Source organism: Alkalihalobacterium sp. TH-98 (assembly GCF_057473385.1).
On sequence record NZ_JBYCKM010000009.1, the window covers coordinates 44,141 to 65,398 of the forward strand.

At 36.4% G+C, this 21,258-nt stretch carries 22 protein-coding genes; 1 reads left to right on the top strand and 21 read right to left on the bottom strand.

The genetic code is table 11. The features are described 5' to 3' along the window. Positions 1-44: 44 nt before the first annotated feature. From AC2VNP_RS03420 to AC2VNP_RS03440, 5 genes are all read right to left on the bottom strand, one after another. A complete protein-coding gene (locus AC2VNP_RS03420; protein ID WP_486916010.1) occupies positions 45-476 on the bottom strand; it encodes a DUF2663 family protein in 432 nt (143 codons plus the stop codon). Between the two features lie 79 nt (positions 477-555). Then, positions 556-795 (bottom strand): hypothetical protein, encoded by a 240-nt coding sequence (locus AC2VNP_RS03425; protein WP_486916011.1) that lies wholly within the window; start codon positions 793-795, stop codon positions 556-558. Positions 796-823: 28 nt separating this feature from the next. Then, positions 824-1,408 (bottom strand): CPBP family intramembrane glutamic endopeptidase, encoded by a 585-nt coding sequence (locus AC2VNP_RS03430; RefSeq protein ID WP_486916012.1) that lies wholly within the window; start codon positions 1,406-1,408, stop codon positions 824-826. A 15-nt stretch (positions 1,409-1,423) separates the two neighbouring features. Next, positions 1,424-2,944, bottom strand: coding sequence for a RecQ family ATP-dependent DNA helicase (locus tag AC2VNP_RS03435; protein ID WP_486916013.1), 1,521 nt, complete (start codon positions 2,942-2,944; stop codon positions 1,424-1,426). Continuing rightward, a complete protein-coding gene (locus tag AC2VNP_RS03440; protein WP_486916014.1) occupies positions 2,944-3,993 on the bottom strand; it encodes a YpbB family protein in 1,050 nt (349 codons plus the stop codon). Before AC2VNP_RS03440 ends, AC2VNP_RS03435 begins: the two co-directional genes overlap by 1 nt. 301 nt (positions 3,994-4,294) lie before the next feature. Here AC2VNP_RS03440 and AC2VNP_RS03445 point away from each other — a divergent pair, with 301 nt between their 5' ends. Beyond that, a complete protein-coding gene (locus tag AC2VNP_RS03445) occupies positions 4,295-4,543 on the top strand; it encodes a 4Fe-4S domain-containing protein (protein ID WP_216831662.1) in 249 nt (82 codons plus the stop codon). Between the two features lie 261 nt (positions 4,544-4,804). Here AC2VNP_RS03445 and AC2VNP_RS03450 read toward each other — a convergent pair whose 3' ends face one another. The 16 genes from AC2VNP_RS03450 to AC2VNP_RS03525 form a co-directional block, all read right to left on the bottom strand. Next, positions 4,805-5,521, bottom strand: coding sequence for a FadR/GntR family transcriptional regulator (locus AC2VNP_RS03450; RefSeq protein WP_486916015.1), 717 nt, complete (start codon positions 5,519-5,521; stop codon positions 4,805-4,807). Positions 5,522-5,694: 173 nt separating this feature from the next. Further along, entirely contained in the window at positions 5,695-6,777 is a 1,083-nt protein-coding gene (locus tag AC2VNP_RS03455) for a M14 family metallopeptidase (protein ID WP_486916016.1), read from the bottom strand. Between the two features lie 360 nt (positions 6,778-7,137). Then, complete coding sequence (locus AC2VNP_RS03460) at positions 7,138-8,109, bottom strand: peptidoglycan DD-metalloendopeptidase family protein (protein ID WP_486916017.1); 972 nt, start codon at positions 8,107-8,109, stop codon at positions 7,138-7,140. Positions 8,110-8,195: 86 nt separating this feature from the next. Then, on the bottom strand, positions 8,196-9,290 hold the full coding sequence (locus AC2VNP_RS03465) for a Ger(x)C family spore germination protein (RefSeq protein ID WP_486916018.1): 1,095 nt from the start codon (positions 9,288-9,290) through the stop codon (positions 8,196-8,198). Beyond that, positions 9,277-10,383, bottom strand: a complete 1,107-nt coding sequence (locus AC2VNP_RS03470) for a GerAB/ArcD/ProY family transporter (protein ID WP_486916019.1) — start codon at positions 10,381-10,383, stop codon at positions 9,277-9,279. The genes AC2VNP_RS03465 and AC2VNP_RS03470 overlap by 14 nt, the downstream gene beginning before the upstream one ends. 30 nt (positions 10,384-10,413) lie before the next feature. Beyond that, positions 10,414-11,913, bottom strand: a complete 1,500-nt coding sequence (locus AC2VNP_RS03475; protein ID WP_486916020.1) for a spore germination protein — start codon at positions 11,911-11,913, stop codon at positions 10,414-10,416. Between the two features lie 244 nt (positions 11,914-12,157). Beyond that, the gene (locus AC2VNP_RS03480) at positions 12,158-13,111 is read right to left on the bottom strand and encodes a VanW family protein (protein ID WP_486916021.1); all 954 of its coding nucleotides are present in this window, start codon (positions 13,109-13,111) and stop codon (positions 12,158-12,160) included. A gap of 181 nt (positions 13,112-13,292) precedes the next feature. Next, on the bottom strand, positions 13,293-13,874 hold the full coding sequence (locus AC2VNP_RS03485) for a cob(I)yrinic acid a,c-diamide adenosyltransferase (RefSeq protein ID WP_486916022.1): 582 nt from the start codon (positions 13,872-13,874) through the stop codon (positions 13,293-13,295). A gap of 14 nt (positions 13,875-13,888) precedes the next feature. Further along, positions 13,889-14,323, bottom strand: coding sequence for a bifunctional adenosylcobinamide kinase/adenosylcobinamide-phosphate guanylyltransferase (locus AC2VNP_RS03490; RefSeq protein WP_486916023.1), 435 nt, complete (start codon positions 14,321-14,323; stop codon positions 13,889-13,891). Next, positions 14,257-14,907, bottom strand: a complete 651-nt coding sequence (locus tag AC2VNP_RS03495) for a histidine phosphatase family protein (protein ID WP_486916024.1) — start codon at positions 14,905-14,907, stop codon at positions 14,257-14,259. Before AC2VNP_RS03495 ends, AC2VNP_RS03490 begins: the two co-directional genes overlap by 67 nt. Then, on the bottom strand, positions 14,865-15,671 hold the full coding sequence (gene cobS / locus AC2VNP_RS03500) for an adenosylcobinamide-GDP ribazoletransferase (RefSeq protein WP_486916025.1): 807 nt from the start codon (positions 15,669-15,671) through the stop codon (positions 14,865-14,867). The genes AC2VNP_RS03495 and cobS overlap by 43 nt, the downstream gene beginning before the upstream one ends. Further along, positions 15,664-17,178: a cobyric acid synthase gene (locus AC2VNP_RS03505; protein WP_486916026.1), complete on the bottom strand. Its 1,515-nt coding sequence runs from the start codon at positions 17,176-17,178 to the stop codon at positions 15,664-15,666. The genes cobS and AC2VNP_RS03505 overlap by 8 nt, the downstream gene beginning before the upstream one ends. Further along, complete coding sequence (locus AC2VNP_RS03510) at positions 17,175-17,750, bottom strand: bifunctional adenosylcobinamide kinase/adenosylcobinamide-phosphate guanylyltransferase (RefSeq protein ID WP_486916027.1); 576 nt, start codon at positions 17,748-17,750, stop codon at positions 17,175-17,177. Before AC2VNP_RS03510 ends, AC2VNP_RS03505 begins: the two co-directional genes overlap by 4 nt. Continuing rightward, on the bottom strand, positions 17,747-18,826 hold the full coding sequence (cobD, locus tag AC2VNP_RS03515) for a threonine-phosphate decarboxylase CobD (RefSeq protein ID WP_486916028.1): 1,080 nt from the start codon (positions 18,824-18,826) through the stop codon (positions 17,747-17,749). The genes AC2VNP_RS03510 and cobD overlap by 4 nt, the downstream gene beginning before the upstream one ends. Further along, the gene (cbiB, locus tag AC2VNP_RS03520; RefSeq protein ID WP_486916029.1) at positions 18,813-19,778 is read right to left on the bottom strand and encodes an adenosylcobinamide-phosphate synthase CbiB; all 966 of its coding nucleotides are present in this window, start codon (positions 19,776-19,778) and stop codon (positions 18,813-18,815) included. The genes cobD and cbiB overlap by 14 nt, the downstream gene beginning before the upstream one ends. Beyond that, a complete protein-coding gene (locus AC2VNP_RS03525) occupies positions 19,775-21,247 on the bottom strand; it encodes a heme ABC transporter ATP-binding protein (protein ID WP_486916030.1) in 1,473 nt (490 codons plus the stop codon). Before AC2VNP_RS03525 ends, cbiB begins: the two co-directional genes overlap by 4 nt. Positions 21,248-21,258: the final 11 nt, after the last annotated feature.

Consider the following 21,258-nt stretch of genomic DNA (forward strand, 5'->3'; position numbering starts at 1 on the left):
ACACCCTATAAATAAGCACGAGGCTGAACAAGTCAGCCTCGTGCTTATTTATGGAATAAATTTACTTTGTATTCTTCATTTAAAAATTTAAATAACTCATGACGTTTTCTCCATAATTCAGCTGTATCCCATAGTTGCTCTTGACGATCAATAACTTCAGAGCGTAACTCTTCATATTCTTTCTCTGCTTTATCAAGCTTCTTTTTTGCATTTTTCATAAAAAGTAAACATATAAGAAACAATCCAATATACAAATAAAGAAAACCACTTGTTATTAAAGTTAAAAAATTAAGTGCTGCACCTTGTAAGAGCATAAAGATCACACCTAATCCTAAACACATTAAAGTAGATAGGGTTGCTCTTCGTAAAAGCTTTTCTGCATATTGTTCAGTAACTTTGCGCTCTATTAGCGTTTCAACTAAAACTAAACCTGTATCCGAAACATAATCTTGTTTTATAATTTGCCTTGTTTCCATAATTTTCCTCCCCCATACAACTTGTACTTAACCTATGTTTATGAAGGAGTTTTTGCTTTTAATACTGCGAGCTTATTGCTTACAAATTTTCTAACCAAATAGGTGAGGATAACGCTGCTATGACAAGAATAATAAATAGTAGTAATAAAACTCGAATTAATGGAAAACGCACTCGAAACTTACGGCTTTTATTCTTTTTATGTTTATGATATTCACTCCGCGGTGGTAAGGAGGTCATATCATCTTTTTGTCTGTCCGCTCTTCGCTTTACTTGTTGCCTCAACTTTTCCGCTTGATCATTCGACGTCTTTTCAACCATAAGAACCCCCCAATGCCATAATAAACGTTCACGTTTGGTTTTTTCTAGCCTTTATCATAATATAAAGGCCTAATACAAAGTCAATAAGAAAATGTGTAAATATAGGGACTAATAAATTATTTGTCAGCTCAAACAATAACCCTAAAATAAAACTCAGTACAACGGCTATAGAAAATAGTAAAGGCTTTGAAAGATAACGAAAATGAATAAGTGCAAATAAAAGACTAGCTGGTATCAGTCCAATTTGTGTTTGTAAGATACCTCGAAATAATATTTCTTCACTTATAGAAACGATTAATGCTATAAAAAAGATATGAAAGACATTTCGTTTGGCAAACACTCTTTCATTAATCCCGCCATCATCCATCCACTCTTTTGGTAAGAAACGATCGAGTAAAAGATCAATGATAATTACAACGATTGCAATACCACCGCCAATGAGAAAGATTTGTCCGGGGTTCCATTTAAACATTTCCCAAAATGCTGACATGTCATCGATCCAAAAAAGGCCCAGAACGATAGCTATTAGTAACATAATGGCCTGCGTGATATAAAGGTTTAAAAGTATTTCTCGGTCTGACATTTCTTGAATGATCTTTGCTTGCCTCTTCATGTTCAACATCCTAATTTAAAATTGATGAAAAATTCGTTTTAACTCATCTTCCCATGTTAACAAGTCATTCAACTTCTTTATCTGTGTGCTGTTATTTTTCATATAGTCTTCTAGTGATAACCCACAATAATTACAACAATTTATCGGCTTTTGATCTAGCTTTTCTTCAAAATAAGATAAATAGTAGGCACGCTTACATGAATTACATTCAATAAAGTTTATCATTTCTTGCACTTTTTGGACCTTTTCTTCGAGCCTGCTTTCTACTTTTCGTTCAATAAATTTCATCGCATACGGTAATGCCTGTCTATTCACATTCCCTAAATGAATTACATTTTGTAATTGTAAGTGATAATATAAAAATCTCCAAGCGCCTTCTGTTAGACCTATTTGAGCTTGTATTTGTACCTCATCGTCACTCGTGAGCGAAAGTCCGCTTGAGGCTAACATTTCTAAATAGCGGTTAACCGCTTGAAGTTGTTTTTTATTAGGCAGTTCATGTTCAATTAACGAAATTGGTAAGTAACGGTCATCTTCACTATACAATAAAAGCGCAAAACTGATTTGACCATCTCTACCGGCACGACCAATTTCTTGTAAGTAAGCTTCCATATGCTGTGGAAAATGATAATGAATAACGTATCTAACATTATTTTTGTTTATCCCCATCCCAAACGCATTCGTACAACATATAATATCTAACTGACCGTTAATAAATTGCTGTTGAATTAACAGCCGGTCATCATTTTCTAAACCACCATGATAATATGCAACATTTTGTGTTCCTTCACTTTGTATTCGAGTAGCAAGATTCTCTGCCCATACTCTTGAGGATACATAAATTAATCCTGGGCCGTTTAATTTATTTACCCAATTTAGTAACGCAGTAAGCTTCTCATCTACATCTTCGTATTTTTCAACTTGGATAGCTATATTTGGTCGATGAACGCTATATATATGTGATGTGACATCCGGTAAACGTAACTGGGCAACTATATCCCTTTGAACTTCCTTGGTGGCTGTTGCAGTAATTGCTAAGCACGGCGGGCAACTTAATCGTTCCCAAACTTCACCTAACTTTAAGTAGTCTGTTCGAAAGTCGTGTCCCCATTGAGAAATACAGTGAGCCTCATCAATAACAAATAATGAAATCGTAATGGAGGATAGTGCGTCCATTATCGTTTGAGACATCAGACTTTCGGGAGAAATATAGACGATATCGTAACTACCGATAGTGTCGATTACTTTTTTTCTTTCATGAAAAGAAAGAAAACTATTAATTGCAGCAACTTTTTTAATACCCTGACTTTTAAGTTGTTGTACTTGATCTTCCATTAAAGAAAGTAAAGGAGAAACAACTACGGCTGTCCCCGGCAAAAGCAGTGCGGGTAATTGAAAACAGATCGATTTGCCTGTTCCGGTTGGAAGCATCGCCAGCACATTTTCTTTATACATTAGTGATTGAATTACTTCTCTTTGTCCGGGTCTAAAAGTACTATAACCAAAATGATTACATAATTCTTTTTCTAAATCCACTACTGTTCACCTAACCTAGCTAATACGAGCCTAATTTTGAAAAAGCTAATATCTGAGGGAAGCTGCATTTTTAAATGACTAAGTTTTTTATTAGAACTATTCGTGATCACCTTTGATATGAGTTCCACCTCTTCTGCTTCAATAAAAGCAGTTAATTCCAATGACTTATCCACTAACATAATTTCAACAATATGGTCTTCAATCGTATTCAATTTTAAATTACGCTGAATTGCGATCTCCTCAAGTGACAGACCGTGTTTCATTAAGAAGTACGTTTGTCTTGTTGAATTTGTCATTTGAAAGGAGCGATTCCTTTCTGAAATAAAAGTATTCAAGAGTGGAAATTGATCACCATTTAATTCTATCTCGTCCAAAATTCTGTGCACAATCGACAAATGGGTCAGGAAAATGGCTTCCTTATCTTTTTCGTACATCAAAGCTAATTGTTCATTTGTAAGACCAATACGATGTGACCCTGATAACTTATATGTAAAAATCTCAGCTTCCTCTTTTGAAAGGTTACATACTAATAGCATCAATTCTTCGTATAAACTGTCACTAAATCGCTTACGATTTTTTAATTTTGGGAAGTGTGTTTTGACCCAAGCTTTCACTTGTTCATCTTTGATAATAGGGAAGAAATTCAGAGTCTTTGCCTCTAAACATGATAATGATTGGATGGTTAATACAAGTCTCGACCAAAACAGTGTAGACACACCTTTATGCTTCCATCCATTTAAGTGAAATATATAACTATTCTCCTTCAGTTCTCTAACTAAAATTTCTTCACCTTTTTTCGTAATTTTATAGGTCAATTCACTTTCTTGTTTAATATAATGATTATTAAGTAATTCTCCTAATTTTTGATCTAGATCACCTCGAGTTAGACGAGGTAATATTCCAAATAAAAATAAACTTTGATACAAATGCCCATCTTGAATAGTTTGAGATGAACGTTTTCCTTTGAGTAAATGATATATTCCTGATACTGTACGTTCCCCGTTAAAAAGAGAAAGGAGATACAGCAAAATTAATGTAATTGTAGACACAATCTTCCCCACTTTTATCATTTGTTTATATTTATTGGGTACAACTATATAATATCAGAGTGCGAATAACAACATGTAGTTTATTTTTAACGAAATTCGGTAATAAATAAACTGCGAGACCCCTTATATGATAAGTATTCTCAATAGATTTAATTGTTGAAATGTTGGTCAAACATCTATACAATATATATTAGAAATTGTATTCCTTACAACCGTCACAAAATTGACTAAGATACATCTTATCATACATAGGGGATTATTAAGGAATGCTTATTTTACAACCTACATGGAGGGATTTATTATGGCAAAATACACAATTGTTGACAAAGATACTTGTATCGCATGTGGTGCCTGTGGAGCAGCTGCCCCAGACATTTACGATTACGATGATGATGGAATTGCATTCGTAACTCTTGATGACAATCAAGGGATTGTAGAAATTCCAGATGTATTATTAGATGACATGAATGATGCATTTGAAGGTTGCCCTACTGATTCAATTAAAATTGCTGACGAGCCATTTGATGGTGACGCTTTAAAATTTGAATAGTATTAGAAAAGAGGCAACACATTAGTGTTAGCCTCTTTTTATGTAATTTTTTCTTAAAAACTATGAGTTTCTCTTTTCGACGATTGTCCTTTCCAATGGCTAGCTAAGTTGTCACAAGCAAATTTTTCTCCTTTGTCTGACCAAACTTATTTTCACTTAATTATACCGATACTTTATTAACGGAATGTTAAGTTTTTTTAAAAATTATAACCAATAAATAAAGAAGTACTAACATTTATTGTCAGTACTTCTTCACATTAACTACTCTTTAGTTATATTTGAAAATAATCCTTTTTCAACACCAACAATATGCTCCATCATTGCCTCATAAGCACGTTGTTGATTTTTTTCTTTTATCGCATCATATATCCGCAAATGCTCCTCATATAATTGGTCCATTTTACGTGGTTCTGAATATAAAAGCAGTTTTCTTGCCTCTCTCATGGATTGGTGCATCACATCTGAAACATTACCAACGAGTTTAGATAACATTTCGTTTTTCGTTGCACTTACAATCGATTTATGAAAATCGACATCTGCTTTCTCACCAATTGTACCGTCTCCTCCAGCCTGTTGCATTTCGTTAAGGGCCAGTTCCATTTGTTTTAAATCCTCTTCCGTTCGATTGAGAGCTGCGAGAGAAGCTGCACCAGTTTCAATTACTTTTCTAATTTCAAAAAGCTCTCGCATATCTTCTTGTTGCATTAATTGAACGCCCGGAATAATACTGCCGATTAAATCAAGATCAACTTTTTTTACGAATGTTCCTTCTCCTTGACGCATTTCTATATATCCCATTGCTTTTAATGCACTTAAGGCTTCTCTGATTGCCGAACGTCCAACATTAAACTCCTCGGCTAATTGTTGAACAGAAGCTAACCTCTCACCAGGCTTTACTTCACCTTTTTTGATCATATCCATTAATTGTTCAGCGACAATTTCATAAATCTTTTTTGGCTTCACCTTACGTATTGCCACGACTCCACCTTCTTTACTGTCATATCTCCTGATCTAATGCTCTTCACTTTTTATTATAATAGAGTTAAGGAAACGCTTTCGTAGTGAATATGAATAAATTGTACCGATAATATAAAGAATTAGCAACAATTATTAACATTTCTTGGTTCTGCTTAAGGTGTAGCCAATGAGTTTTATAAGATGAGTCCCTCTAAAGCTAACAACACATTATTGGACCATATCTCAGAAAAAGATGAAAGCGGAAGTGGATTCGTGCCTACTCCAACCTCAATCGTGAAACCCGGCCGCCCTGTTTCTTGAATAAACCAGTCCTTATATCCCCCGTCACTCTCAGCAGTGTGAACAGGAACGTATGAACTCACTAGTGAGAGTCGTTCGACCATTTCTTTACTTTCTTCGGGTTCATATCCTCGGTAACCCCAGTAAATAACTTGACCTTGGGAATGGAAAGCTAACACGTGGGAGAAGTTATGAGAACGTGTAAAGTCATAAACTGCTCTAGCTTCAGGTTCTGTTAATGGTGCAGTCCCGCTATAATGCCGAGGCCAAGGTTGTTGAGGACTCTCATCTGCTTCTATCTCCCAACCAGCTGGCCATTGATGATTTAAGTCTACTCCCCTAATATTACTTGACCAATGATCAAATTCTATAGAACCTTTATTAATTGTCAGTACGTCTTTATACATTGGATGGTTAGGATAAATACCTTGCTGAACTAATTCAACACCATCTGGATTCACAAGTGGAACTATATATAAGGTAACTTCGTGAAAGAGCTTTTCGAGCTCATACCCATGCCACCTTTTCTTATTCTTATAGTGATGAAGCAGTTCTTCAATGAACGTCATTAAGAATTTACTCGTTAACCATTCATTCGCATGCCATCCGCCAGAATAAAAGATTTCCTTTTTTCCGTTCCCAATTTTAAAACTATACAAAGGATGCGACAAAACCGATTGACCTATTGTATTTATTGAAAGAAAATGAGTAGAAATATAATCGTGGTAATTTTCTTGTAATGACTTAACGTCCCGATCTAAATCGGTAGGGCCGTATTCACATAAACACTGAAAAGGTGAGTTTCGTAATTTTAACTCTTTAGTGATTTCCGGTATGTCTAACACTTCTCCAGGAAAGATATAGGAATTTTCATTAAGAATTTGTCGGTTAAACAAAATCAAATCAAAAGGTCTAATACCATACTTAACAGCTACTTTTCTAATCGTATCCCCTTTTTGAACAGTGTACGCTCTCATAATCTCCCTCCTCACTTTACTTTATGAACTTATTCTTAAAATAAGAAGTTTCAGATGCTATGAGTAAAGAGGGCCTGCTTTCTCTACTTACAATTGATCAAGTAATTTGTGTTCAAAAGGGGATAGATGTGTGGAAAGCGCTACAGATGATAATACCTATCGTAACCGCCGAGTTTGAAAAGCTAGATGATGTGTTCCTTCTGCAATTGAAGAAGTTAAAAATAATTTTTTTTCGTGTAAATTAAATGAGAGAAGGCAAGCTTAGTCTGTAATCCTTATCAATTCGTTTCTTTTACAAAACTAATTGTCACTCCTATATGATAAGGAATATTTACAACTAAAGCTGCCTTCTCTTTAACTTTATTCTGTCACTTGTAGAACATCACCTGGAAAGATGAGATCCCCTTTCAACTCATTCTGTTCTCTTATCGTTGCAATAGAAACGTTATATTCGTTTGCTATTCTATGAAGCGTTTCACCAGCCTTAACGACATGAACTAATTCATTTTCTTGTGTGTAAACAATTAAAGTTTGTTCGACATCAATGAACTCATTTTCAAGTTCGTTCCATTTCTTTAGTTGATCCACTGAAACTTGGTGTTGTTGCGCTAAACTCCATAGTGTGTCTCCTTGCTCAACGGTAAGAGTTACTCTCTCTTTTGCTGAGTCATCCTTGTTGATCGGAAACTTTGTTGTCTTATTCGAATATGTAAAATGCTCATTCACTACTACTTCTTCATTCTCATCTTCAATTAGTTGATATCTGGCCGATAACACCTCTTGGAATTCATCATCTCCACTTTTTTCGTCTATACCAGCAACTAATGAATTCGGTTCATTCTTCAATACGAGTAATGGGTCGATCGAATTCGTTTTTCTAATATTCCATTCCCCGACATGCACTTCAAAATGCAGGTGGTTCCCTGATGAACGTCCTGTATTTCCGACTGTACCAATATGTTGTCCTTGTTCTACAAAGTCTCCTTCACTGACATACCGCTCATGCATATGGGCATAGATCGTCTCTAGCTCCGAATCATGCTTAACAAAAATAACATTACCATATGTATCGGAGTAGTATGACCTCGAGACAGTTCCTTCTTGTATCGATACAATTGGAGTTCCTTCAGGGGCAGCAATATCGATGCCAAAATGACGTCCGCCCCTTGTTCCATAATGATCGGAAATCTCACCTTCAGTTGGCCAAATTAAAGAATTGATTAACTCTTCTTCTATTGTTTTTGCATAATTAGGAGCAGGTCCTATTAATAGGATACCGACCCAACTGATAACTGCTCCTGCAATCCATATTCGTCTAAAATAGTCTACCATGCTTGCCTCCTTAATTTTCCTTAAAGGTTCACAGACAATCTTTATAGTATGGAGGCTTGTCCATTTTTATTACAACTTTTTTTAGATTATTCAATTGCCCCTGAGTGAACGATTTTGACATTAAAGTTAAATTCTACATTGATATCTTGATACATTTCTTCCCACTTATCTGGCTGCCAATTCCGCGTTCGACTTCGATATTGCTCACCAAGCCCAAGTGGGTCAATTTTTAATTCCTTAAATTTTGTAATTAATGTTTCAGCCTTCTTAACCTTTTCTTCTTCCATCTCTTTTTCCAATTCCTCTATGAAACCAGGATCATCGATATTAATACGTTCAGAAGAGTCAGTAATTTCCCCTTTTACGTGAACATGATAGATAAATGTTGGAACTCCATCTCTATTTTCCATTTTCACTCTATATGTCGATGTAATATTTTCAACAGAGACTACTAAATCTTCTCCTTCATGAGTAACTAAATGCTGCTGGATACCATGTCTGCCTTGCACAGTTAAATACCTTAACATATAAGACTCTTGCAAATTAATACTAGTCACATATTTATCATGATCAAACAGCGCCGTACCAATTACATTTAATTCATCCTCACCCTTAATCAGCGGCAAGTAGGCATCTCTGCCATCATTGTACATACTATAAAGAAACTGATGTAAATTAGATGGTGGAATTGCCCTTTGTTGAACGTGCTCAATTAAATCAGGGATGTATACTCCAACGCGATCTTCATTTTCATCGATTGTAGCGAAAATATCTTTGGCCTTTCCAACAGAAATAGCCAATTGTACACGATTCGGAACATCAGGATTTCGGTACAAAGCATCTGCTAGATGTTCGATACCATTTTCGGCAATCGTATTACTAAATATATATACTCGAGACTGACCTAATTTAATCGGGCGTTGACTTTTCATATTTATTTGTTCTATAGCCCCATTCGTAGTTCGACCGATACCTGTTAACATCTGGGAAAACAAGGCACTTTCTTCTCCTTGTTCAACAAAGTTTGGAAAAGCTGCAGTTAATTCTACTTGATCTTCTTCTGCTTGATCGTAGGCCATTCCATGAACCAATGACAACTCTTCGATAATATTCGTTTCTACACAACCCGTTAGAACGAATAGAATTACGTAAGTTAGGATGAGCCATTTACATTGATTCATTTTGATCTTTCCTCACTTTCATAACAAGTTGCTGGATTATGAATAAAACGGGGATATAGAAAGCAACAACCCCGAATCCAATATAAGAAAAGTATTCATTTAACATATTTACACTTTCTCGCCCTTCTACCATCGCTGTCATTGTTCCAAATAATAGTAGAACGGGTAGTAATATTTTCTTTTGCTGAACATTGAAAATTCGTTTACATCCTCTTGTTACAGCCCATATGGCTAATGCAATATTAGGTGCGACAATAATCATCCATAACGATATACTAATGTATTCAAATCGTTCAATAAATGGGAGCTCAACAATTTTATATAAAGTTAATGTGGCCCAGATCGTTCGGTTTAATTGTTCCTCACTATAAAAGACTAAGCTAATAACCATTAAGATCGAATAAATAAATGTCGTATAAAGTGCTCCGAGTTGAGCCCATCTTTGTGAGTCTTTACTATTCTTCAAAAATGGGTAAAACAGTAATAACAATTCAAATCCTAAGAAGGATAAGGTTGTATCTTTTGCACCAATTAACATCTCTCCAACAGAATGTCTCCAAATTGGTAATAAATTAATGATATTGGCAAACTCAAGGGGTAAGATTAACAAAAGAAATAACGGTATTGGAATAAAAACACTGATAACAGCCATCCCTACGACAGCGCGAAATCCACCACTTATTAAATACCAAAGTAACAATACTGCAATTGTAGTAAAAAACCATGTTGGAACTTCAGCGAACATCCATACTTGGATGACTTCAATATACGTACGCAGTACAACTATAGCTAGACCTAAAAAGTAAATAATTAAGAGAACACTTAAAAAGCCTCCAATCCACTTACCAAATAACTGTTGGTGAACGTAGACAACATCACCGCCACTATTATTTAATATTTTATAGAGCATCCAAATTAGTAGATGGACAACAATTCCTGCTATGATTACTGCAATCCACCCGTCAAATCCAGCCGTTTTAACAACGATCCGTTGATAACCTAAAATCCCAACACCAACTTGCATCGCATGGATCATAAAAAATACTAAATAAGAAGAAACTTGAACATTTTCTTTTACTTTTGGGGGATTCATCTACTTCACCTCCTTTTTCTGAATACAATGTTATTCGTCTATATCTTTTGTTTCCTTTACTCTAGAAGCATTAAATCGTTTCGTGTCTTTTGGCCTCATCATAACTGGACGTGAAGAAAAGAAAGTAAACGGTAATCTGAAAAACGCGTCTTTCCAATCTCTAAATCGAACTGGGTATATAGGTTCTAAATATGGCCTGCCCAAAGAAGTCAAGCGAATTAAATGTGCTGCCGTAAAAAGTATACAAATCACTATGCCCACCCCGCCCAAAAATGCAGCAAAGATCATTATGGGAAAGCGTATAATTCTTATCGTGTTACCCATTTGATATACGGGGGTTGTAAAAGATGCTAGTGCAGATAAGGCGACAATGATTAGTAAAATGTTACTCGTCAACCCTGCTTCTACTGATGCTTGTCCAATTACAATTCCACCAACAATACCTATCGTTTGACCTACTTTTGTCGGTAGTCTGGCCCCTGCTTCGCGTAAAAGTTCAATCGTAAACTCTAAAAATAATGCTTCAACGATCGGTGGGAACGGTATATTACTGCGAGACGAAATAATTGTTGCCAGCAAATCTTTCGGGATCAGTTCATAATGAAAAGTTATGACTGCAATATACACAGGAGCAGCAAGTATAGAGAATGTTACTGCAAAAAAGCGAAGAATTCTCACAAATGAAGCAATATGCCAAGGTAAGTAATAATCTTCAAGCGAAGAGAAAAATTCTACGAGTGTCGTTGGACCGAAAAAAGCTTCAGGAGAATTATCACTCATCACAACTACTTTTCCTTCGGTTAGTGCACCAGAAACCCGATCTGGTCTTTCTGTATTAACATACTGCGGAAAAATAGATAGTGTACTATCTGATACCATTTGATTTAGCATCGAACTATCAAGGATTTGATCAAATTCAATATCTTCTAGCCGTTGCATCATTGTTTTTACATTTTCTTGATCTGCAATTCCTTCTATGAAAAGAACAGCTACTTTCGTTTTTGTTATTTTTCCTACTTCAAGCTCTTTTATTTGAAGATTTGGCAAAGGTAACCGTTTACGAATTAAATTAATATTTGTATCTAAAGACTCGATAAATGATTCTTGTGGACCGGTAACCGTAAATTCAACTTCTGGCATGCCTACATCTCGTTCAAAGTTAACACTCGCTTCAATAAGCATACATTTATTCTTATCTGCCAAAAGTTGAACGAGGATATATCCTTGTAAGACTTTATTTTTTATTTCTCTTACGTCATTTGTAATTGTTACCTCTTCAATAGGTAATTTATCTTTAAGTACTTCTAACCCATCAGTAATGTACTTATTAATATAAGGAAGCACATCCTTGTGCAGGCGGTCTGGATCGACTAGCGTGGAAAAAAACATGACCTTATATGGAACTTCGCTAGTTTGGTGTTCATACATACTAAAATCCGTAGACTTTTGGAATGTATTTAATACAGACGTAATGGTTTCCTGCTGCTTTTGACTACTATGCATTTGTCTTGTTAACCATTTTAAAAACATAGCCACTTCTCCTAGCTTTACTAACTATAGATTTGTCTTTAGTATTAGAAAGTAGTGGAAATGTTATTCGGTTTGGAAAAGTTCAGCTTGCTAATTAAGTATGAGAAATTAAGTTTAACGTTACCAACTCCAACTAAATCTTACAGCACACAAAAAGAAGCTAACCAACACCTTAGTACTCTCACCTTATCGAGAGTCTAATTGCTTAGATAGCTTCTTTTCTATTTCCTTTTTAGTCACTTCTTTATTGTATCGAAGCAATTAACTGTTCTTTATTTTGCGAGGAGAAAACTTCAACTGTTATTTTGCCAGAACTTAAAGAGACATTCGTTTTTAATAGGACTGGAAAATTGTAAGGATTACTAAAAACAAAATCAGGTCCACCCCATGAAACAGTTGCATCTCTATTTGCGGGAACATAACCGATTTCTCTAGAATGAGTATACCTCTCGATGACTTCTAATCCAGCAGCATCAATGGCATTAAATAACGTTGAGGAAGTTTGACAGATTCCTCCACCGATCCCCATAACAAATTCCTCATTAACTATTTCTTTTGCTTCTCGATAACCTCTTTCAACCGTTCGTTGACCTACAACATTATTAAATGAAAACTGATCACCTGGACCTAATACATGATGCTGGATGGCTTCGGCTGATAATTTTATATTTATGGAACGACCTTCCACACTTGGATTAAAGTGAGTAGAAAAAGATCCGATGGAAACATCTAATATATTAGCTAACTGCTCTTCAGAAACGTTGGGTTCCTTTTCATAGATCGGAAGAATAACTTCTCGATCCCTGTAGTCTAACTGTTGAATTTTTGTGACTAGTTCTTTTTCTGATAAGATGACTTGGTTTTGTCCTGATATAATATTACCATTCAGATCAATTGTTGGGTTGCGCATCGGCTGGTCGATTGTTCGAGCTAATTTGGCAGCAAATTGCGCCAAAGCAATCTCATCTAATTCATCCAAATCAGGAATATAACCAAAGTCATTTAACACAACCGTTTCGTGTTCATTGGTTCGCTCGTCAATTAATGCAACTTCCCATTTTATTGGCTTTTTATAATACTTTACTTCACTTTCAACTAGTCCATGGTTCCTCGAACTTTTTTCTTCTGCAAATGCAAATGAAGTAAAAAAGAAACAAAAACTAAATAAAACAACAAAATAGACCCAGTATCTTTTCAACCTTACTCCCCCTTTTGTAACATTCCCAACGTTAATGTATGTAGGATAATTATGGAAATGAACAAAAAAATAAAATAAATTTTCTTCTATCTATAAGACGTATTTTACCACTAAAATGTTTCGTTTTTTTCAAAATTTTCTAAGAAAAAAACACGTCAATTTTCGACGTGTTTCGCACACTTTATTTTGTTCGCTTTCCTTCACGGAAGACGATTGCACTTCGTTCATACTCTACATCTTTTACACCTAATCGGTGATTAACCACTCGAGCAATCGCGAAGAAATAATCCGATAGACGATTTAAATATTTTAAAACAATTGGATTTGTTTCAGATTCGCGTTGCAGGCGAGAAACATAACGCTCTGCACGTCTAGTAACTGTTCGGCAAACATGAATAGTTGCTGCCGCAGGAGAACCACCCGGTAGAATAAACCGCTCTAGTTCTGGAGCTTCCTTAATATATTCATCGATACGTTGTTCTAGAAACAGAACCATATCTTCCTTCGCTTTAAATGGTCGTGCCTCAGTAGCTTTAAGCATTGCTAAATCTCCACCACAATCAAATAATTCATGTTGAATTTTTACAAGCTCATTAATGATATCTTCAAAAACTTCTGGGTCTAGTTGAGTGATCGCCTGACCAACAAAACAATTTACTTCGTCAGTAGTCCCATAAGCAATGACTCTCGTATCATCTTTTGTTAACCTGCCACCTACAACACTCGTCTTTCCTTCATCTCCCGTACGTGTATACAAACGCATCAAACATTCCCCCATTATTTTAATTGTTCTGAAATTCCATACCAAATGCGATAGACTTTATTGGACTGTTTTACGATGTCTTGATAAGACCAACCCACTAAATCACGCCACTGTCGATCTTCCCTTGCAATAGGTACTATCCCTTTCCCAATATCACATCCGACTAGTACTAACTTTCGATCTGTTCGTAACTGTTCCCATTCTATCCATCGACTTAATAGTTGGTTAAAATCATTTCTGCCTTTCCCTTCTTGTAGTAAGCGTTTTAGGATCATCTCCATTCCAGTAATGACACATAATTGTCGATTGGGAAGATCATAAAGTTCTTGAATGGTAACATTTTTTTCATACCCATTATAACAAACAAACTCATCCACATGGTCTATTTTGTAATTTGAATACACCCAGTTTCTTTTGCCATGAAAGGCGCCACCTGTAATAAATTCCACTGTTCTCCTCTCCTCAACCGCTCGATTTCTGTAGTCAGTGTATACCCTTGACCATATTCTATATTCCATTCCCAAAAGCTCTTATTTTCAGATGTCATTTGTGAAAGAATGAAGCGAATTGGCCCACCATGACTGACGACAATTATATGCTCCCTTTTTTGTTCTATTGCATCGTTTATTATTTTGTTCCAGCTGTTGATTACTCTACTTTGAAAGCTTAAAAAAGCTTCTCCATTCGGCGGTATAGTGTTATTTAGATCATCAAGCCACCTTCTATACAAAGGTTCGTCTTTAATTTCCTCGTAGGTTTTCCCTTCCCAATCTCCAAAGTTTATTTCTCTTAAATTTTTATCTTTGATGATAGGAACGTTAGGGTAAAGGATTTCAGCAGTAGTTAGACACCTTGTTAAGTCACTTGAGTAAATAACATCACCGGGGATATATAGGCACTTGTCCTTAAGTCCTGAGAGTAATTGCTGACCTCTAGTATTAATAGGAAGATCTGTCCAACCTAAATATCGTTTCTGTTCGTTATAGTCTGTTATGCTATGCCGTAAAAGAGTAACAGCCAAGCGGAAAGCCATAGGATCCACTCCCCTCCTTCAACTAATGTTCCTAGTGTATCTCCTGTTATTCCTCCGAACTGTTTATTAAAAAACGAAAAACTAACTACTAAAATGATAATCGCTACACCTTTCAGTAAAAGAGCAGCTACAAAAAAGTTCGGGAAGAAAAGGTAGATATTGATTAAGAGTAACGGCGCCCATATGAGCAAACTTAACTTAGTCTGTGAGTGTACACTTTGTTGAACTGAGTAAGCCATCCCATCTTTTCGAGCGGGTCTTCCTACTAACAAAGAACTTGTCATCATCCATCGAGAAAGAAATGGGATGAATAAAAAGTAAAGCCAATAGGATTCAGTACTTTCTATTACTTGATAAATAAAAATGTACTTACCTGCTAGTAAAAAGAATAAAGAAATGACAGCAAAAGCTCCAACTCTTGAATCTTTCATAATCTCTAGTTTCCGTTCTTGATCCTGTCGTGAAAAAAATCCATCACTCACATCCATCCAACCATCAAGATGAAGTCCTCCCGTTAAGGAAACTATGAGCAATAAAAGAAGAAAGCTGCTAACGGTTGCGGGAAGAACAAGTACATCAATAAATAAAACCGAGATAAACATCACAATACTACCTAAAATTAAGCCGATAAAAGGATACAGTACAACAGACAGTGAAGCGGTTTGGGGTGTCCAAGCGACTTGCTTTCTTATGGGGATAGTGGTCAATAGTTGTAAGGCTAAGATAAGACCGTCAAGCAGGAAAAATTTCCGCTCCTTATCCATTCTCCTTCCATCCTTCTATCGTATTAATGATGTATTCCACATCAAGATAATTTTCTACATGATCAGCTAGATTTTCATAACCTTTGTCTCTCAATTCTAGCAAATCGACCACTTCACGTTGTGGTATTCCCCGATTAACACGCAACTTATTAAGCCACGCAGCACGCCATTCATCATTATGGAATAAATGATGAAAATACGTACCAATCACTTTTCCACCATTCATACAAATTCCTTCTGGTCGATCGCCTACCATGAGAAATGGATCAGGATTATCTGCTGTCGCCATTGTTCTTCCTAAGTGGATTTCGTAGCCTGAAATTTCTTTTTTACAGTTCCAATGATCAGCTGCTAGTTTTCCTATCGACCGTATCGTAATTTTTTTCTCATTAAAAAACGTTACTAAAGGGGCAATCTCTAGACCATGCATTTCATTACCTACTTGATTTGTATCCGTGCCCGCTTCATCAATTAACCGTTCACCAAGCATTTGGTAACCCCCGCACAACCCAACGACTGTTCCACCACTTTCAGTATAGTTAACTAATACATGATCAAGGCCATTCTCTTTTAGATACTTTAAGTCATGAAAGGTGCTTTTTGTCCCTGGTATAATAACGGCATCAGGTTGGCCAAACTCACTTTTATCTTTTACGAAACGTAAATACACGTCACTTTCAGCTGCCAGTGGTTCAAGGTCCGTATAGTTTGAAACATAAGGCAAAGCCAATACAACAATATCTAAACCATGGTCATTCCGCTTCCTCTCTTTAATGAGACTATTATAGATCGAAAGGGAGTCCTCTCCTTCAATTGAAATATGATCATAATAAGGAATGACCCCTACAACTTTAACTCCTGTATATTCTTCAAGCCACGAAACACCGTCGGTAAATAAACTAATATCACCACGGAACTTATTAATAATAATTCCTTGAACGCGCTTTCTATCTTCTTCAGATAAAAGCTGAAGCGTGCCAACAACACTAGCAAAAACACCGCCTCTTTCAATATCAGCAATTAAAATGACGGGTACATCTGCTAACTGGGCCACCTTCATATTGACAAGCTCACGATCATTGAGGTTAACTTCAACAGGGCTGCCCGCTCCTTCAATGACTACATATTTATAATCTGCAGCAAGCTCTGTCAATGCTTGTTGGATCGCTTGAATTCCATTTTGATAAAAGTGTTCACGATAGCTTCGTCCGGAATAAGTAGTATACACCTCACCAAACAAAACGACTTCAGAATCCATCGTGCTGCGCGGTTTTAATAATATAGGGTTCATATAAACACTAGCTTCCGTTTTGGCAGCTTCTGCTTGAACTCCTTGAGCTCTTCCAATTTCTTTACCGTCAATCGTTACATAAGAATTATTAGACATATTTTGTGACTTAAAAGGAGTTACTTTTCTATTCTTACGAGCCAGTATTCGACAAATGGCCGTAACTAGAACACTTTTGCCAACATCTGACCCTGTTCCTTGGAGCATAACACCTTTCATCTGACTCCCACATCCTTTTTTACTATCGGAATCCCAGCTTCAACTAAATATGCTTGAGTACATAGGGTTACAAGTTTTTGATGGACGCTTCCCATTACCTTCATATAAGCAATTGTACTTTCATCGTTCGGGATCATATCTTCAAATAATTCATTCGTTACAACTATAAACGGTATTCCACTTTGTTTAATTTCTACAAAAGTATTTGAAAGACGCTCAAGTAATTGTTGTTGAAAGAAAGGTTCTTTCCACAGCTCTAGTCCTTGTTCAATACTACTAAAAAACTCTGCTGTAACCAGCCCTGTCAAACAATCTAAAATGACAGCATCACCCTTTTTAAAATGAACCATCAACTCATCAATATGAGTGCTTCTTTCATGAGTAACGTAGTTTTTATTTCGGAGTTGACGTTCTTCAATATGCCTGTCAACACGTTCATCCATTTCACTATCACTTCGTGTACTCGTTGCAATATAATGAATAACACCGCTCTTACCTACATTACTTTCTGCCACTTGCAGGGCAAATGTGCTCTTACCGCTTCGTACGCCTCCAGTAATAAAAATGATCATTGCTGAGCCCACCTTTCTAACACATTTACCAGCATGTCATTTTCAGCCCGTGTTTTAATCGCTAAACGAATATACTTTCCTTCAAGCCCTAAGAAATTATAGGTGTGACGAGGGATGATTCCATTTTCAATCAAAAAAGTAATGAGCGGCTTTAAATCGTCATTTGATCCTTTAGGTTTTAGTAGATAAAAGTTGACCACAGATGGCGACACTTCATAGCCTAGTTGTGATAAAACATGGAACAGCCATTTTCTCTCTGACCTAATAAATGATCTTGTTCGAATGGTGTGCTGTTCATCACCTATACATTCAAGCCCAACTTGTTGTGCAATACCATTAACACTCCAAGGTTGCTGAAATTTTTTAAGTTTATTCACTATTTCACTATCCGAAATCAAATAACCTAATCTAAGCGAAGGGATCGCATACATTTTCGTTAATGACCTTAATAAAATTACGTTTTGAAAATCATTTATGTAAGGCAGAATACTTATTTTCTCATCATTAAAATCATAAAATGCTTCATCAATAATGACAGTTACATCATTTTCATTGGCCCTTTGGATTAAACTTAGTAAAATACTCTGATCTAACAGAGTTCCCGTAGGATTATTCGGCTGGCATAAAAACATCGCATCAATTTCTGTCATTGCTTCAAACAGACCTTCAACATTGGGATTCCAGTTCTCATCTTGAAAGAGTTGAAACCTTATAACTTCACATTCGTAGGCAAGACAGGCATCTCGATATTCTGAAAACGTCGGCTCTACGACAAGTATTTTCTTTTTTCGGAAATAGTTTGCAATTAATAAAATAAGTTCCGCTGCACCATTACCAATTAATAAATGGTCAATAGATAAGTTATTTTGCAAAGCTAATTTTTCTCGTAATTTAGAGGCATATGGGTCAGGATACGTATGGATGGTTTGTCCATACTTCACCCATTGTTGCAGCACAGCTTTAGGCACACCTAATGGATTTACATTTTCACTAAAGTCAATCGAATTTTCTTTCAATTGTAAACCTAGCGCATTTACAAAGTATTGTGGGTTTGCCCCATGATTAGGTAACACCATAAAAAACACCTCCAATCAACCAAAGTGTAAACACAAAAGAAACAACTGTGTTATGCATGATTTGAATCGCTTGCTTTATATGTAAAGAAGAAATGGGCATCGTTGAAATACCCATTTTTGCACGGTTTGAGATCATACCTTTATATTGATTTTGTCCACCTAGTTGTATCCCTAGCAAACTAGCAACAGCGGCTTCACCCCACCCGCTGTTTGGACTTGGATGTTTTTTCGCATCTTTACATAGAATTCGAAAGCATTGCCATTTTCTCTGATTGGCGAAGCTGCGGCTACACAAAATCATAAGTATTCCTGTTAACCTACTCGGAATATAGTTTAATACATCATCGAACTTGGCTGAAGCCCATCCAAAATCAATATACTTTTCATTTTTATAACCAACCATAGAATCGCACGTATTGACAGCTCTATAGAGCATCGCAAGTGGTGCTCCACCGATTAAGGCGAAGAAAAGGGGCGCAGTTACTCCATCACTTGTATTTTCAGCTACGGTTTCAACAGTTCCACGAATGATCTCAGACTCGGGGAGGTTTTCAGTATCTCTTCCAACAATATAAGATAACTTTAATCGCGCTTGTTGAATATTACCTTCTTCTAGCGGAGTTAACACTTCCACTGCAGCTTCTTTTAAGCTGCGCTGGGCAATCGCAAATGAAATAATAATCGCTTCTATGACTACACCAATCCAAGGGTGGATGAAGTACGCTAAGATAACTGGAACAACTGTAGTAATGAATACGATTGATATAATGATAAGTAAGAAGAACAAACCCTTTACTCTTTTCTTCCCTCCACCGTTTAGCTTACGTTCAAAAAAAGAGATCATCTTCCCTATCCCGACAACTGGGTGTGGAATATTTCGAGGATCTCCTATTATTCGATCAATCAATACAGCTAAGGAAAGTGCAATTAAATGGTACATGACAAAGCTCATTGAACTCTCCTTCTTTCTTTGTTCCTATGAACGGCCTCATAGGTTGCTTCATAAACAGCTCTTGCAATCGTCTTTCCTAATGGTGTAATGGTTCCTGCATAAGGCTGTTCGTTCCCTGTTTGTGAAGCAGCAACCATAATACTGTCAGTAGACGTTCCTGTCGCAAGTGTTTTTGTATGGGGATCTTTAATATTCTGATCAAACAGTGCTTTTGCTTTAGCTTCTGTTGATGTCATCACCGCCTGAACGAAAGCTGCATCAGATAAGTGACCTTCTATGAATATCCACGTATTAATCGTCCCAACTGTTTGCAAAGCATTCTCTTGCAAATACGCCATTGAGGCATCAACTGCATTAGAAACACCAGCAGTTACAACAACGAAAACAGTGAATTCATCTGTCGAATACGTCTTATAAGACCCATCTTCCAATATAGCTGCGGTCATCATTCCGACAGCGCCTTCATAATCAATTCCTAAATTACTTAAGTATTGTTTGTACTCACTTTCGGCACAATCACAGTTATAATCTTTATGAACATGACGGTTAATAAATGTTGAGTTCCATCCAAACCCTGAACCAATGACAGCAGAAGAATAGGTTTTGAGTGGAGTAGGACTCGATATATATATATATTCATGTTTTCTTTCAACTTTCAATCGATCGATGAGCGAACGCTCGGTTGATAACCATTGCTTTGGCTGAAGTGTAATAAGTGGACTTGGAACAGATGGGTGTTCTTTTCTACCCACTTTGGCTTTATACACTTCTTGCAACCTTTTTTCATTCATTACATGTGCTGGACGGTCTAGTGCACTAACTGTCCCTTCATCAAGAAGTAATAGTCGATCACAATATAGACTTGCCATATTTAAGTCATGTAAAATCGCAATAACGGTTAAACCTTTTTCTCTAGACCACTGTTTCAATGAGTCCAGCAGACTCATTTGGTATGAGATGTCGAGATGATTAGTAGGTTCATCAAGAAGCAGTATTTTCGGTTCTTGTGCTAAAGCACGAGCCAGCATAACACGCTGTCTCTCACCTCCACTTAATGAATGAAGAGGTTTGTCTTTAAATTGATATACTCCTGTTAATTTCATCGCCTCTTTGACAATTTGCTTGTCTTTTTTATTTTCAACTTGAAACCAGCTTTTTTGATGCGGGTAACGCCCTAACTGAACAACCTCTTCAACTGTGTAAGAAAAAGATGTATCTGATTGTTGAGGTAACACAGCCATCTGTCTCGCTAATTCCTTTGAGCCATAGGCTAATATATTTTTATCTTCAAGAATGATTTCACCTGATTGTAAAGGTATCAATCCACTAACCATCTTTAATAACGTCGTTTTCCCACTACCGTTTGGACCAAGGATTCCAAAGATTTCTCCTTTAGAAACAGAGAATGAAACGTTCTTAATTATATTGACATTACCATATCCACCGCAAATGTCATTCACTTGTAACATCGTGTTCACTC

Coding starts and splice junctions, on each gene's coding strand:
- AC2VNP_RS03485 (WP_486916022.1), bottom strand. CDS start 13,874: ATGCGTTTGTATACACGTACGGGAGATGAAGGAAAGACGAGTGTTGTA.
- AC2VNP_RS03465 (WP_486916018.1), bottom strand. CDS start 9,290: ATGAATCAATGTAAATGGCTCATCCTAACTTACGTAATTCTATTCGTT.
- AC2VNP_RS03455 (WP_486916016.1), bottom strand. CDS start 6,777: ATGAGAGCGTACACTGTTCAAAAAGGGGATACGATTAGAAAAGTAGCT.
- cbiB (WP_486916029.1), bottom strand. CDS start 19,778: ATGAGCTTTGTCATGTACCATTTAATTGCACTTTCCTTAGCTGTATTG.
- cobS (WP_486916025.1), bottom strand. CDS start 15,671: ATGGATAAGGAGCGGAAATTTTTCCTGCTTGACGGTCTTATCTTAGCC.
- AC2VNP_RS03420 (WP_486916010.1), bottom strand. CDS start 476: ATGGAAACAAGGCAAATTATAAAACAAGATTATGTTTCGGATACAGGT.
- AC2VNP_RS03525 (WP_486916030.1), bottom strand. CDS start 21,247: ATGTTACAAGTGAATGACATTTGCGGTGGATATGGTAATGTCAATATA.
- AC2VNP_RS03425 (WP_486916011.1), bottom strand. CDS start 795: ATGGTTGAAAAGACGTCGAATGATCAAGCGGAAAAGTTGAGGCAACAA.
- AC2VNP_RS03475 (WP_486916020.1), bottom strand. CDS start 11,913: ATGTTTTTAAAATGGTTAACAAGACAAATGCATAGTAGTCAAAAGCAG.
- cobD (WP_486916028.1), bottom strand. CDS start 18,826: ATGGTGTTACCTAATCATGGGGCAAACCCACAATACTTTGTAAATGCG.
- AC2VNP_RS03460 (WP_486916017.1), bottom strand. CDS start 8,109: ATGGTAGACTATTTTAGACGAATATGGATTGCAGGAGCAGTTATCAGT.
- AC2VNP_RS03510 (WP_486916027.1), bottom strand. CDS start 17,750: ATGATCATTTTTATTACTGGAGGCGTACGAAGCGGTAAGAGCACATTT.
- AC2VNP_RS03505 (WP_486916026.1), bottom strand. CDS start 17,178: ATGAAAGGTGTTATGCTCCAAGGAACAGGGTCAGATGTTGGCAAAAGT.
- AC2VNP_RS03495 (WP_486916024.1), bottom strand. CDS start 14,907: ATGGCTTTCCGCTTGGCTGTTACTCTTTTACGGCATAGCATAACAGAC.
- AC2VNP_RS03430 (WP_486916012.1), bottom strand. CDS start 1,408: ATGAAGAGGCAAGCAAAGATCATTCAAGAAATGTCAGACCGAGAAATA.
- AC2VNP_RS03470 (WP_486916019.1), bottom strand. CDS start 10,383: ATGAATCCCCCAAAAGTAAAAGAAAATGTTCAAGTTTCTTCTTATTTA.
- AC2VNP_RS03445 (WP_216831662.1), top strand. CDS start 4,295: ATGGCAAAATACACAATTGTTGACAAAGATACTTGTATCGCATGTGGT.